This window comes from Micromonospora sp. NPDC005206 (genome assembly GCF_040608175.1).
In the GTDB taxonomy this organism is placed as follows: domain Bacteria; phylum Actinomycetota; class Actinomycetes; order Mycobacteriales; family Micromonosporaceae; genus Micromonospora.
The window spans coordinates 30,820-43,590 of record NZ_JBEXHU010000021.1 but is presented as its reverse complement, the minus strand read 5'-3'; the positions used below and the strand labels follow the sequence as shown (position 1 = coordinate 43,590).

General features: G+C 72.1%; 12 protein-coding genes. 6 read left to right on the top strand and 6 right to left on the bottom strand.

The features are described 5' to 3' along the window. Window positions 1-215: 215 nt before the first annotated feature. Both ABZU69_RS28625 and ABZU69_RS28620 read left to right on the top strand, forming a co-directional pair. The gene (locus tag ABZU69_RS28625; RefSeq protein ID WP_354967412.1) at window positions 216-710 is read left to right on the top strand and encodes a hypothetical protein; all 495 of its coding nucleotides are present in this window, start codon (window positions 216-218) and stop codon (window positions 708-710) included. A 166-nt stretch (window positions 711-876) separates the two neighbouring features. Continuing rightward, a complete protein-coding gene (locus ABZU69_RS28620) occupies window positions 877-1,746 on the top strand; it encodes an NAD(P)-dependent oxidoreductase (RefSeq protein ID WP_354967411.1) in 870 nt (289 codons plus the stop codon). A gap of 78 nt (window positions 1,747-1,824) precedes the next feature. Here the strand turns inward: ABZU69_RS28620 and ABZU69_RS28615 are convergent, their stop codons facing one another. Both ABZU69_RS28615 and ABZU69_RS28610 read right to left on the bottom strand, forming a co-directional pair. After that, window positions 1,825-2,175: a hypothetical protein gene (locus ABZU69_RS28615; RefSeq protein WP_354967410.1), complete on the bottom strand. Its 351-nt coding sequence runs from the start codon at window positions 2,173-2,175 to the stop codon at window positions 1,825-1,827. A 99-nt stretch (window positions 2,176-2,274) separates the two neighbouring features. Then, window positions 2,275-4,209, bottom strand: a complete 1,935-nt coding sequence (locus ABZU69_RS28610; RefSeq protein ID WP_354967409.1) for a beta-propeller domain-containing protein — start codon at window positions 4,207-4,209, stop codon at window positions 2,275-2,277. A 247-nt stretch (window positions 4,210-4,456) separates the two neighbouring features. Between ABZU69_RS28610 and ABZU69_RS28605 the strand changes: the two genes are divergently transcribed. Both ABZU69_RS28605 and ABZU69_RS28600 read left to right on the top strand, forming a co-directional pair. Further along, the gene (locus tag ABZU69_RS28605; protein WP_354967408.1) at window positions 4,457-5,056 is read left to right on the top strand and encodes a TetR/AcrR family transcriptional regulator; all 600 of its coding nucleotides are present in this window, start codon (window positions 4,457-4,459) and stop codon (window positions 5,054-5,056) included. Beyond that, window positions 5,053-6,681, top strand: a complete 1,629-nt coding sequence (locus tag ABZU69_RS28600; RefSeq protein ID WP_354967407.1) for an isovaleryl-CoA dehydrogenase — start codon at window positions 5,053-5,055, stop codon at window positions 6,679-6,681. Before ABZU69_RS28605 ends, ABZU69_RS28600 begins: the two co-directional genes overlap by 4 nt. A 111-nt stretch (window positions 6,682-6,792) precedes the next feature. On the opposite strand, the gene ABZU69_RS28595 is transcribed toward ABZU69_RS28600, so the two are convergent. Beyond that, on the bottom strand, window positions 6,793-7,983 hold the full coding sequence (locus tag ABZU69_RS28595) for an MFS transporter (protein WP_354967406.1): 1,191 nt from the start codon (window positions 7,981-7,983) through the stop codon (window positions 6,793-6,795). A 230-nt stretch (window positions 7,984-8,213) separates the two neighbouring features. Between ABZU69_RS28595 and ABZU69_RS28590 the strand changes: the two genes are divergently transcribed. Together ABZU69_RS28590 and ABZU69_RS28585 are read left to right on the top strand one after the other, a co-directional pair. Then, the gene (locus ABZU69_RS28590) at window positions 8,214-8,720 is read left to right on the top strand and encodes a hypothetical protein (RefSeq protein WP_354967405.1); all 507 of its coding nucleotides are present in this window, start codon (window positions 8,214-8,216) and stop codon (window positions 8,718-8,720) included. Window positions 8,721-8,752: 32 nt separating this feature from the next. Then, window positions 8,753-9,259, top strand: a complete 507-nt coding sequence (locus tag ABZU69_RS28585) for a hypothetical protein (protein WP_354967404.1) — start codon at window positions 8,753-8,755, stop codon at window positions 9,257-9,259. A gap of 90 nt (window positions 9,260-9,349) precedes the next feature. Here the strand turns inward: ABZU69_RS28585 and ABZU69_RS28580 are convergent, their stop codons facing one another. Genes ABZU69_RS28580 through ABZU69_RS28570 form a run of 3 tightly spaced genes read right to left on the bottom strand, consistent with a single transcriptional unit; the run spans window position 9,350 to window position 12,770 of the window. Continuing rightward, complete coding sequence (locus tag ABZU69_RS28580; protein ID WP_354967403.1) at window positions 9,350-11,113, bottom strand: cytochrome bc complex cytochrome b subunit; 1,764 nt, start codon at window positions 11,111-11,113, stop codon at window positions 9,350-9,352. Beyond that, on the bottom strand, window positions 11,110-11,973 hold the full coding sequence (locus ABZU69_RS28575) for a Rieske (2Fe-2S) protein (RefSeq protein ID WP_354967402.1): 864 nt from the start codon (window positions 11,971-11,973) through the stop codon (window positions 11,110-11,112). The genes ABZU69_RS28580 and ABZU69_RS28575 overlap by 4 nt, the downstream gene beginning before the upstream one ends. Further along, on the bottom strand, window positions 11,970-12,770 hold the full coding sequence (locus tag ABZU69_RS28570) for a c-type cytochrome (protein WP_354967401.1): 801 nt from the start codon (window positions 12,768-12,770) through the stop codon (window positions 11,970-11,972). The genes ABZU69_RS28575 and ABZU69_RS28570 overlap by 4 nt, the downstream gene beginning before the upstream one ends. Window position 12,771: the final 1 nt, after the last annotated feature.

Below are 12,771 nucleotides of genomic sequence, written 5' to 3'. Positions count from 1 at the left end.
AGCCCGATGATCTGAGGATCCAGTGGGCTCGCTCCGCGGCTGAGACTTTAGACGCGGTTGCGGGACCACCTGGATCCGCTTCGGAGGGGAACGGGCACCGGTCAAGCGGCGCAATCGTCACCTCCGCAGGCGCCGACGCTCTGCCCATTCGATCTTCAGGCTGGGCCTGATGCCCTTGATCTTGAATGTCGTACCCCTGCGGCACGATGTGCGCCATGACGACGCACCACCCGAACCCCCGGCGCCTGGTCTACGGCCACGCACAGATGCACGACTGCCTCGCCTTCGCCGACGCCGACGCCGCCCCCGCCGAGGCCGAGGAGATCAAGGCGCTGGCTTCCGCCCACACCTGGGGCGAAGCCCGGCAGGTTCAGACCACCTATCTGTGGAACCCTGCGGGCCCGGAGTACTACGACCCCGAGGACGGTTTCGCCGACGACAAGCCCTTCAGCATCAACGAAGTTCGTGCGGTTGTGGAGGGAGACTGGCCCCCGATGGTCACGGAGCGGGCGTTCGAGCTGCTGCCGCGGGACCTGCAGGCCCGGTTCGGAGGACGCGAGTTCACAGCCCTCAACGGCGACATCCTCGAGATCCCGCTCGACCACGAAGCCGAGCTGGTGGCCGACCTGCGCCAGCGTGGCTACAAGGTGACCCGCGACGACGATCTCATCAACGTCCTCGACGGCCGCAGCTTCAGCCCCCTCGGCTGAAGCTGCCCAGGCAGGGACACCGCAGCGGCCAGGCACCCGGCGCCCGGTCGAGGCAGTTTCGACCTCGGCCGGGCTGCGGCGCCTCAGGGCCACGGAGCTGATGATCGATGTAGACGAGTCGGCGCTTTGTGCGGCATTGCCCGGACGAAATTGGAAGGATGGCGCCATGGCCACGGTCGCTGTGATCGGTCTGGGTGGGATGGGTAGCCGGATAGCAGGCCGGCTGCTCGACGCCGGCCATGACCTCGTTGTCTGGAACCGCACGCCGCAGAGGGCCAGCGATCTCGTGGCGCGTGGCGCGGCCGCGGCCGACAGTCCGGCAGGGGCTGCCCGCCGGGCCGATCTGGTCATCACCATGCTGGCCGACCCGACCGCGCTGCAAGAGGTGGCTGAGGGCGCACAGGGCATCCTCGCCGGTGTTACCGCGTCGACGACGCTCGCTGAGATGTCCACGGTCGGGCCGCCCGCGGTGCGACGGTTGGCCGAGATGCTGCCGGATGGTGTGGGCCTGCTCGACGCGCCGGTGCTGGGCAGCGTCTCGGAGGCCGAGTCGGGTTCGCTGCGGATCTTCGTCGGTGGGCCGGAGCCGCTTGCCCAACGGTGGATGCCGGTGTTGGGCGCTCTTGGCTCGCCGATGCATGTCGGACCGCTCGGTGCCGGCGCTGCGGCCAAGCTGGTCGCCAATTCGACCCTCTTCGGTGTGCTAGCCGTTCTTGGTGAGGCGCTCGCCCTCGCGGATGGGCTTGGACTGCCGCGTGACACGGCGTTCGAGGTCTTGTCCGCGACTCCTGTCGGCTCGCAAGCGGATCGGCGACGACCAGCGGTCGAGTCCGGTCAGTTCCCGCTCCGGTTCGCGCTGTCACTCGCCCTCAAGGACGCCAATCTGGTCGTGTCGGCCGCCGAGTCGGCAGGCGTCGACCTGCCGGTCGCGGCGGCCGCACGGCAGTGGGTCGCGTCAGCCCAGGAGGCCGGCCTTGGCGACCGGGACTACTCTGCCGTGATCGCGCACATCACCGACGCCGCCCGATCAGCTTGAGACCTGGCCGTGCGGCAGGCCCGTCAGTGACCCTTGAACTCGCAGGGCAGCAGGCAATGCCAGATCGACCCGCCAGGTTCAGCGTGGTCGACTCAGCCATTCCCAGGCTCGGCGGAGGCCCACCTGCACCGGGTCGTCACCCGCGCCCTCGACCTCTCTGGCCGGCGTGTCCTCGCCCGGCTCGTGCATCTCGCCACCAGGCACCGACAGCACGACCCCCCGCTCGTACAGGTCGGCGATCTGCTCACGGTGGGCGAAGCGGTGGGAACCGTACGGCTTCGGCGGGGCCACGATCACGCCGTGGAAGATGTCGGAGCGTTCGTCGGTGAGCACGTGCTCGACCACGCCGACGGGTGCCGAGTCGACGTCGTAGACCCGGGTGCCGACGGCGAGCGCAAGGTACGAGACCTTCGCGCCGAGATCCTCCACGGCGTTCACGGTACCCGCCGCCTGATCACCACGGGCCTGATCACTCGTAGTCGAGCGCACGCCAGGGCAATGCGCGGCCGGCCTACACGACCGTCCCGGTCACGGCGTACGCAGCCAGTCGAGGGTCTTCATCGTGGAGAGGCTGGTCGCCTTGAGGCCATCGGCGGAGACGGTCCAGAGCACTCCGTCGATCACCAGTGACCGGCGGATCGGCGTGAACCCATCGGTACGCTCGGTGCCTACTGTGTGGTCGATCCTGCCGACCTCGGTGAAGCCGCCGTCGCCGACCCGCAGAGCCACGGCGACGTTGCTCGGCATGCCCTTGCCGTAGACGGTCAGTGGGGCCACGACCAGGCGTTCGGCCGGCCAGTAGAGGAACGCATGCGGGTCGAACTCCGCCTCGGAGTGCCCCTGCTTGACGTGATACTGGGCGATCCGGGTCGGCCTGGCCGGATCGGCGACGTCGAAGAGCGAGAGCTGGGTGCCCTGGACACGGCCCTGGTCGGACGCCTCCTGCCCGACGCCGAGCAGCCGTCCTTCGCCGGCCGGGTGCAGGTACGCCGAGTACCCGTTGATCTTCAGTTCGCCGCTCACCTTCGGCGCCCCCGGATCACGCAGATCGACGGTGTAGAGCGGGTCGGTCTGCCGGAAGGTGACGACGTACCCGGTGCCGCCGACGAACCGTACCGCGTATATCCGTTCCCCCTTGCCCAGTCCGGTGACCTTGCCGACCTGGGTCAGCGCCGTGCCGTCGGCGCGCAGGACGTAGACACTGGACGTCGAGTTCGGCTTGTTGCCCCAGGTACGGCCAGTGGTGGTGGCCACTCTCAGGTGACCGTCCCACTCGGACATCGCGTACTGGTTGATGAGCCAGCCCGGTACGGAGGCGTCGGCGACGTACCGCGGGGCACCCGCGCCCGAGATGTCGAACTGATAGATCTCGGTGGTCTCGTCCCTGGGATCGGGTGCGACGTTCCGCGCGGTCAGCATCGGCAGCACCCGCCACCGCTGGTCGTTGGCGACGTACAGCCGGGGTCCGTTGCTGTAGACGGTGTCGCCGTCGGCGATCACGGTGACCGGGTCGCCAGCGCCGAGCGTGGCCACACCGAGGTCGAAGCTGAGCACGGTCAGCAGCGACGTGCCGGAGTAGGCGGCCGGCCGACTCACCCGTTCGCAGCCGACCCGTCCGGCGCTGGTTCGCCCGCCGGAGGTGACCTCGTACCGGGGCAGCCAGTCGTCAACGGTGGCGTTGTCGATGATCTCGCGGTTGGCAGCGGTGCGCTGCTCATCGGTGGCCCGTTGCCGGTACGGGAAGTTCAGCCGGGGCGCGGAGCGGACCACGACCCGGACCGTCGTGCCGACCTGGCGGGCGTCCACCAGATTGCCGTCGATCCGGTACTCGCCGATGATCTTCGGCTCGCCGGAGAGATCGACCATGATCAGCCGGGGGCCGACGATGCCGTCCGGCGTCGGGCCGTCTGCCGGGCGCGCGCCTCCCCCGCGGACGGCCGGTTTCGCCATCCCGGCCCACCCTTCGCGGAGCAGCACCAGCGCCCGTTCACCGTGCAGCAGCAGGCCGTCTTCGGCCCCGCGGAACCCATCGGCACCCGGTGCGAGTTCCAGTTCTCCGGTCAGCCGGCGGGTGGCCGGGTCGACCACGTACAGCTTGCCGTGCTGCACGGTGACAATCCGCTTGCCGTCGGTCTTGACCAGGTCCGGTTCATCGGCCCCGGCCTCGTGCGTGTTGGTGCCCGAGTAGCTCTTGGGCGCCGCATCCGCCCGCCCCGCAGTGGCGGGCCCAGCAGCCTGTTCGGCGCTGCCGAGGGCACGGATGTCCCCGTTCGGCCCGAGCCCCCAGGGCCCGACGTACGCCCTGGCAGCCGTCTTCAGCTGCCGCAGCGCCTCCGGGCAGGAGTCGAACGCGACGAGCCGGAACCCGCCGGCCGGCGCCGGCCGGTCACGGGGCGGCACGGGGACCGGCTCCGCCGTACAGCCGGTGACCAGCGCCAGGCCGGCGACAAGGGCGAGCCCCATGACGCGAGCTGGAGTCATGACTCGGGGGACGCCGGTGGCGGCCGTTGGCTGGGGTACGTGGGCGCTGCTACGCGTCATGCCCCCTACGACGTGGCCGCCCCCGGCTCGGTTCCCGGCATGCAGACCTCACGCCGAGCAAGCGACCGGGGGTTCGAGCGTCGGTGGCACCACCGCGACGGTCCGGCGAGGCCGGCCGGACCGGCACGACACCTTGTCGCGAAGGATTGAATGATGGTTCAATCCTTGCGTGGCGTACCGAAGCACCGAGCGGGTGAAGGCTCGGCTGAGCGCCTCCCGGGAACGGATCATCGCCGCGGCGCTGGGAATCATGGCCGAGCACGGGTACGCCGGCTGCTCGGTCGCCGCCGTCGCCGAGCGGGCCGGCGTGGCGACCGGCAGCGTCTACCGCCACTTCCCGACCAAGGCCGACCTGTTCGCCGAGGTGTTCCGCACGGCCTCCCAGCGCGAGGTGGACGCGGTCGCGCGCGCCGCAGCGCTGGAGACCTCCGCCGCCGAGCAGATGGCCGCCGTCGTCGAGACGTTCTCCGGCCGCGCCCTGCAGTCCCCACGGTTGGCGTATGCCCTGCTCGCCGAGCCGGTCGACCCGGCGGTCGACGCCGAGCGGCTCGTCTTCCGCCGCGCGTACGCCGAACTGATCGCCGGGTACGTCGCGGCCGGTGTGGCGAGCGGCGAACTACCTCCACAAGATCCAGAGCTGACCGCGACCGCGCTGGTCGGCGCCCTGGCCGAGGCCATGGTCGGTCCGCTGGCCGCCGGGGTCGCCGGCCCGGAGACCATCCCCGCCCTGATCGCCTTCATCCACCGCGCGCTGGGAGTATCGCCGTGACGACACACGAGGTCTTCAACCAGGTTCCCTCGCTCGCCGGCTACGACGCGGCGGACGACCCGGCACTGCTCGACGGGGTCGAGCGGGAGGGCGCCGGCTGGGCCACCGCCGAGCTGCACGAGCTCGGCCGCCTGGGCGGCGCCGAGCAGGCCAGCGAGTACGGGCGGCTGGCCAACGAGCATCCGCCGGTCCTACGCACCCACGACCGCTACGGCCATCGCATCGACGAGGTGGAGTTCCATCCCGCCTGGCACGAGCTGATGCGCACCGCGGTCACGCACGGCCTGCACGCCGCACCGTGGGCGGATGCCCGACCGGGCGCACACGTGGCCCGGGCCGCCAAGTTCTACACATGGCGGCCCGACGCCGGCCACGGCTGCCCGATCTCGATGACCTACGCGGCAGTGCCGGCGCTGCGGCACAACCCGGAGCTGGCCGCGCGGTACGAGCCGCTGCTCGCTGCCACGACGTACGATTTCGGGCTGCGTCCGCCGCTGGCCAAGCAGGGGCTGCTGGCGGGCATGTCGATGACGGAGAAGCAGGGCGGCTCGGACGTGCGCGCCAACACCACCACCGCCCGCCCTGAGCCGGACGGAACCTACCGGCTCGTCGGGCACAAGTGGTTCACGTCGGCGCCGATGTGCGACATCTTCCTCACCCTCGCCCAGGCACCGGACGGAATCACCTGCTTCCTCGTCCCGCGTGTCCTTCCCGACGGCACCCGCAACCCGATGCGGCTGATGCGTTTGAAGGACAAGCTCGGCAACCGGTCCAACGCCTCGGCGGAGGTCGAATACGAGCAGGCGGTCGCCTGGCGCGTCGGAGACGAGGGCCGTGGCGTGCGCACGATCATCGACATGGTCAACCTGACCCGCCTCGACTGCGTGATCGGCGCGGCGGCCGGGATGCGCCAAGGCGTGATCACCGCCGTCCACCACGCCACCCACCGGCAGACCTTCGGCCGGTACCTCATCGACCAGCCACTGATGCGCAACGTGCTCGCCGACCTCGCGGTCGAGTCCGAGGCCGCCACCGTCCTCATGATGCGCCTCGCCGGAGCGACCGACCGATCCGCGCGCGGCGACGCCGGCGAGACCGCGTTCAAGCGGCTCGCCCTCGCCGTCGGCAAGTACTGGGTCTGCAAGCGCTGGCCGGCACACGCCGCAGAGGCCCTCGAATGCCTGGGCGGCAACGGCTACGTCGAGGAGTCGGGCATGCCGCGGCTGTTCCGCGAGTCGCCGCTGAACTCGATCTGGGAGGGCTCCGGCAACGTCGCCGCACTGGACGTCCTGCGCGTTCTCGTCAAGGAACCCCAGGTCATGGAGGCGTTCCAGGCCGAGGTGAGCGCCGCTGCCGGCACCGACGCACGGCTCGACGCCGCGGTCCGCCAGGTGCGGGCCGACCTGTCCGACGTCGACGACCTCGAACTGCGGGCGCGGCGCGTCGTCGAGCGGCTGGCCCTGGTGCTGCAGGGCTCGCTGCTGGTGCGGCACGGCCACCCCGCCGTCGCCGACGCCTTCTGCGCGTCCCGGCTCGGCGGCGACCACGGCCAGGCGTACGGCACCCTGCCGACCGGCGTCGACTTCGCCGCGATCATCTCCCGCGCCACCGCGAAGGTGAGCTGACAGAAACCTCCCCGGTGGCCATCACCGTGCGGACCGGTGTCGGCCGTACCAGACGCGGCGGGGTGCCGGCTGGTCAGCCGGACGTCCGCCGCCGGCTCTCGGTACCCAACGTCAGGTCGCCGGTCGAGCGATGGCAAGGAACAGGGCCAGGGCGACGGCCTGGATGCCGGCCACGGTGATGATCAACGCGGTGATCGAGTAGTCGTAGAGGGCGCCGGTGAGCAGCCCACCGACCAGGGTCGCCCCGCCCAACCCGGCGGCGAAGATGCCGTAGGCGGTGCCCCGCCGAGCGGCGGGGACGATGTCGGCGATGGTCGCACGCATGGTGGATTCCTGGATGCCGAGCACGGCGCCCCAGGCCAGGACCCCGGCGACCGCGGTCGCCGGGGTCGTGGTGAAGGCCGCCAGCGGGATCAGGGCGGTCAGCACGGGTACGGCGGCCAGTACCCGGACGCCGGCCCGGTCGTACAGCCACCCCGAGGCCAGCGCGGCGAGCGCGTCGACGCCCATCGCGGCGGCGTACACGACCGGGACCACCGCCACGGGTACGACGTGCCGGGTGGCGAGGTGGAAGCTGAGCACCCCGAAGGTGGCGTAGCCGGCCGTGGTCACCGCCGTGAACGCCAGATAGGTCCAGAACACGCGGGGTAGCTGGCCGCCCGGCGGGGCGGGCGGCGCGCCGGGTCGAGGGCCCGGTTCGAAGCGACGCGGGTCGGGCACGCCGGCGCGTAGCCACAGCAGCAGGAGTATCGCCGCCACGGCGGGTACGGCCAAGGCGAGGAACGCGGGCCGGTAGTTGTGGGCGGTCGTGGCCAGTACGGCGGCGACCAGCAGCGGCCCCGCCACGCCGCCGGCCTGGTCGAGCGCCTCATGGACGGCGAAGCCCTTGCCGCGGCCGACTGCCGCAGCGGCATGCGAGAGCATGACATCCCTCGCCGGGCCGCGGATGGCCTTGCCGGCGCGCTCCGCGACGAACAGCGCCGAAGCCAGCCACAGTGCGGTGGTCAGCCCGAGAGCGGGCACGGCGACCATGGTCACGGCATAGCCGACCAGGACGAGCGGCCAGTAGGCGCGGGTCCGGTCCGCGAGGGGTCCGGTGGCCAGCCGCCCGGCCAGGGCGGTCGCCTCGCCAGCGCCGGTGACCAGGCCGACGACGGTCGCGGATGCGCCGACGATGGCCAGATAGGGGCCGATGACCGACCGGGCGCCCTCGTACACCACGTCCGACAGCAGGCTGACAAGACCGAAGGCGGTCACGAACCGCCACGGCGTCCACCTGATGGTGAGCGCGGTGACTCTCACCCGTGCAGTCTGGCCTACCGGCAAGTTGGCCGGGCGTGGATCGGCCCAGCGGCCCCGGTGAACCGCCCCGTGTACGCCGTGCACGTCGATCGCACTACCGCCACGGCCCAGGGCCGCCCCCGACGCCGACTCCCTGATCCCTGCACTGAACCGGGCTGAGCAGAAGGTTCAACACCCGCCGACCACGGCCAGGCAACAGGTGCCCACGAGGTGCCGGAAGACAGGCATACATGTCCCGGGAGAATCACTCTCGGTCAGCGCCCGGCCGGGCCGTTGAGCTGTCCCGCCCGCACGAGGGCAGCGTCATCACGGCGCGGTGGCACACCGACGTCGAATCCACCGCCATCACCGGGCCGGACGAGGTGGTCGTCCGTGTCGCCGACGACGCGTCGCCCGAGGTCCGGGAACGCGGGGTCACGTCGGCGGTCCTGCACCGGATCAACCGGCAGGTCGACGACATGGTGGCCGAGTTCCACCTCTTGCCGAGCGTCGGGGCGTACCAGGTGATGGTGCGGCGCTACATCGAGGGACGGCTCATCGAGCTCGCCCGGGCACGGGGTGCGACGGCGGATGGCTTCGAGTCGGACCTGCTCCCCGTCTGCGTCGACCTGGCCGGGCGCGGGGACGCGGATCCTCTCGGAGCGCTCGCCGCGGCTACCGGCCGGTCGCGGGAAGCCCTCGGCCGTCTGCTCGACATGGCCCGCCGGCGGAACGATCATGACGGGCACCCCGCGTGAACGCCCCGACCACCGGTTCGGATACTTCCCGCGTGACATCATCGAAGCCGAGCCGGGCCTGGTCGGAGGTCTTTCGCCGCAGCCGCATCTCGCCCTACGTGTTCGTCGTCGCCGAGGACGCCGCGAAGGAGGTCGACCGGGTCGTCGCCGGGCTCGGGCTGCCTGAGGCGTCCTCGAACAGCCTGTTCGACAACGCCCACTGGGCCACGCCGCTGCTCGACGGCGCCGTGGCGCGGCTGCGCACCTACGGTTGGTCCACCCTGCCGAGCGGCACCCGGGTATACGGTCACCGGCCGTTGCGGCTGCTCTGCCACTTCATGGACCTCCAGCCGCCCACCCGCGCGCTGTCCGGAGAGCGGTCGGTGCCGGAGGTGGACCAGTTGCTGGCCGACCTCGACCGGCAGCGGCAGGCCGATACCGCGGCGCTGCTCGCCCAGGCGGGTATGGCGATGGCCAACGATCCGCAGGAGGTCCTGGCGGCGGTTCGGGCGCTCCTCGGCGACGAGGCGATCGGCACCGTCGCCGAGGCTAGCGTCTAGCTCCATCGGTGATACATCACCGGTCGCGCCACCCTCGGCGACGACGGAGCCTTCATCGGCCCTTTCCCTCCACGCGCCCCACCAGGTGTGTCATGTCCGCCCATCCCCGGTCGGCGCCTCTTCCGCCGGCTCCGGCGGCGTCGGGCCGTCCACCCGTTCCCGCTCCCGGCGGTCCCGCCGTCTCTCGACGAGGGCTGCGAGCAGCAGCGACCCGACGGCCGCCGCCCGGCCCCAACGGCGCAGGGCGGCGCGGATCGGCCCGGGCGGTGGCGCCGGCGGCGGTCCGGGCACCACCACCCGGTCGACCCCCGGGTACGCGAGCCGGGAGGCCGAGATCGCTTCCTCCTCCGAGCGCAGGGCCCGGTTCCCGCCGATGACGAGGTGCCGGGCCTCGTCGCGGTAACGCCAACGCCACAGGTCGCCCTCCGGCCACAGCTCGATTCGCTCCCCCGGCCTGTCCAGGGCGGGTGTTTCCGGTTCACCCTCGCCCTCGGGCGAGTGAGGCGAGCGGTGGGCGGCCCGCCGCAGGTCCGCGCGGGTGAGTTCGCCGACGCCGGCTGCTCCGCCGCGGTGCAGCGCCCGCGCGGTCAGGAAGGCGAGCGCCCCGGCCAGGATCGGCAGGACGAGCACCAGCACCTGGAACACCGACAGCAGGTCGTAGATCGGCACCCGCAGCAGGCGGGCGATGATGTCGTCGCCGGCCGCCACCGTGAGTACCGCGTAGAAGGTCAGCGCGGCCACACCGATGCCCATCCGCAAGGGATGGTCGCGGGGCCGGTCGAGCAGGTGGTGCTGCCGGCGATCGCCGGTACGCAGCCGTTCGACGAACGGCCACGCGTAGAGGACGAGGAAGGTCAACCCGCCGAGCACCACGCCGGGGAAGAACGGCGCGGGCACCAGATGCCCGGCGACGCGGAACTCCAGCGGCGGGAACAGCCGCAGGGCCCCATCACCCCAGGCGACGTACCAGTCGGGCTGGGCCGGCGCGGTGGACTGGGCCGGTTCGAAGGGCCCGTAGAGCCAGACCGGGTTGATCTGGATCAGGCCGCCGAGGGCGAACAGTACCGCCAGCACCCAGGCGAACAGGGCGAGCGTGCGCAGGGTGTAGCTCGGCCACAGCCGGGAGCCGACGACGTTGTGCTCGGTCCGCCCCGGACCGGGGAACTGGCTGTGCTTCTGCCGCACCAGGATGCCCATGTGCAGCGACACGAGGGCGACGAGGACGGCCGGCACCAGCAGCACGTGGGCGACGAACATCCGGGGGATCATCTCGTCGGAGGGGAACTCCCCGCCCAGGGCCAGGGAAACCAGCCACGCCCCGACCAGGGGGATCGACTCCACCACCGAGGTGATGATCCGCAGGCCCAGCCCGGAGAGCAGGTCGTCCGGCAGGGAGTAGCCGGTGAAGCCGTTGGCCAGGGCGAGGGTCAGCATGGTCACGCCGATCAGCCAGTTGACCTCACGGGGTTTGCGGAACGCCCCCGTGAAGAAGATCCGCGCCAGGTGCAGCACGATGGCCGCGACGAAGACCAGCGCGGCCCAGTGGTGGGTCTGCCGGATCAGCAGGCCGGCCCGGACGTCCCAGCTGAGCCGCACCGTCGAGGCGTACGCCGCGGAGGTGGTGGCGCCGTCCAACGGGGCGTACGCACCGCGGTAGACCCGGTCGGCGGAGCTGGCGTCGAAGAAGAAGGTCAGGTAGACGCCGGTGAGGATCAGCGCGATGAACGAGTAGAGCGCGATCTCGCCGAGCATGAACGACCAGTGGTCGGGAAAGACCTTCACCAGCGCCCGGCGGGTGATCGGCGAGAGCCGTAGCCGGTCGTCCAGGGCCCGGGCCAGCCGGTCGGTGATCATGGTGAGCTCCAGAAGCCCGCGCCGGGCGGCACGGTGAAGTCACCGGTCGCGCGGAGGAAGCCGTCCGGTCCGACCTCGATCGGCAGCCCTGGTAGCGCCCGGGCCGCCGGACCGGCCACCGGCCGGGCATCTGCCAGCAGGTCGAAGGAGGACTGATGGCAGGGACAGAGCACCTGCCCGGTGCCCTTGAGGTAGATCCGGACCGGGCACCCTGCGTGCGTGCAGAGCAGCGAGTGGACGACCAGCCCGTTCAGGTGACCGGCGGAGGGCGGGCGGGAGAAGCGTTCCGGGTCAAGGCGGACCGCGAAAGCGGGGCCGTCCCCGGTGTCGAGGTGGCCCTCGGGAAAGATCCCGACCGCGGTGCCGGCGGGCACGTCCTGCAGCCGCAGTGGCCGTCCGTCCGCGGTGACCAGCCGCACGCCGGGTCCCCATGGGGTGTCTCTGCGTGCCTGGAGCGGGTCAGCCCGTCCGGAGGGCAGCAGGGAGCGCAGCGGGAACAGCGCGGCGGCGCCGAGCGCGCTCAGCGCGAGCCCGAGCGCGGCGAGCAGGCCCCGCCGCCGCACCGGGCTGTCCGGCGCGGCGAGCACCGAGGCGGTCATCGCCTGCTCGGTCGGAGGCGGCGCGAAGCCCTCGTGCTCCTCGACATACCCGTCGACCGGCACGAGCCGCCGGCCCCAGATGGCGAGGCCCACGGCCAGCCCGGCGAAGGCCACCGCGAGACAGACCCCCTCCCAGCGGGTGTCGCCGCCCACCGCGTACGTCACCGCGAAGCCCACCGCCCCGGCTGCGCTGACCAGAAACGCGACGACGGTCCGGCGACTGGCCGCCCGCTCGCTCGCCGAGGGACGCCGCGCGCTCACTCCCCCGCCCTCCTGCCCAGCCACCGCGCGGCTGCCACCAGCAGACCCAGGACGGCCACCCAGGCGACCAGTCCCTCGGCCAGCGGGCCGAGCCGACCGAGAGGGTTGCCGCCCCGGTCCAGCCGCTCGCCGCGGAGCCGCTGCACGTACGCGGTGAGGTCGTTGACCTGCTGGTCGTCGAGCACCTGGCTGGGAAAGTCCGGCATCAGCCCGGGGCCGACCCGGACCGCCTCGGCGACCTGCGTCGCTGTGGCGTCGTACAGCGGCGGGGCGGTCCAGCCGTCGGTCAGCGCGGTGCCCGCGCCGGTGGCCCCATGGCAGGGTGCGCAGTTGGCGGCGAAGATCTCCTGACCGGAGGCCAGGTTGCCCGGGGCGACCCGGGGTATCTGCGGACCACCCCCGCCGAAGCTGCCGACGTGGCCCACCAGTGCGCGGATGTCGTCGGCCGAGAACACCGGTTCCGCGCGCCGGGCCTGCTGCTCCTCCCGCGACAGCGGCATCCGTCCGGTGGAGACCTGGAAGTCGACCGAGGCGGGGCCGACGCCGATCAGCGACGGGCCCCGCTGCGTGCCCCGCCCCTGCTCACCGTGGCAACTCGCGCACTGCTGCAGGTAGAGCTCGGTGCCCCGGTCCGCCGGGTTGGACGACGGCGCGGACACGGCCGGGGTCGTCGCCCCGGGGGTCGGCTCGGCGGCGAGCGCCACCGGCCCGGCGGCGAGCACCAGCACGGCTCCGACCGCGAGCATCCGGCGGGGATGCAGGGTGAGCCGCCGGGCCGCGGCTCGTGAGTGCCGCATC

What these genes read in the sequence shown, in the direction of transcription:
- ABZU69_RS28580 (WP_354967403.1), bottom strand. Translation starts at nt 11,113, where the DNA reads ATGATCACCGACCGGCTGGCCCGGGCCCTGGACGACCGGCTACGGCTC.
- ABZU69_RS28625 (WP_354967412.1), top strand. Translation starts at nt 216, where the DNA reads ATGACGACGCACCACCCGAACCCCCGGCGCCTGGTCTACGGCCACGCA.
- ABZU69_RS28590 (WP_354967405.1), top strand. Translation starts at nt 8,214, where the DNA reads ATGTCCCGGGAGAATCACTCTCGGTCAGCGCCCGGCCGGGCCGTTGAG.
- ABZU69_RS28620 (WP_354967411.1), top strand. Translation starts at nt 877, where the DNA reads ATGGCCACGGTCGCTGTGATCGGTCTGGGTGGGATGGGTAGCCGGATA.
- ABZU69_RS28610 (WP_354967409.1), bottom strand. Translation starts at nt 4,209, where the DNA reads ATGGGGCTCGCCCTTGTCGCCGGCCTGGCGCTGGTCACCGGCTGTACG.
- ABZU69_RS28570 (WP_354967401.1), bottom strand. Translation starts at nt 12,770, where the DNA reads ATGCGGCACTCACGAGCCGCGGCCCGGCGGCTCACCCTGCATCCCCGC.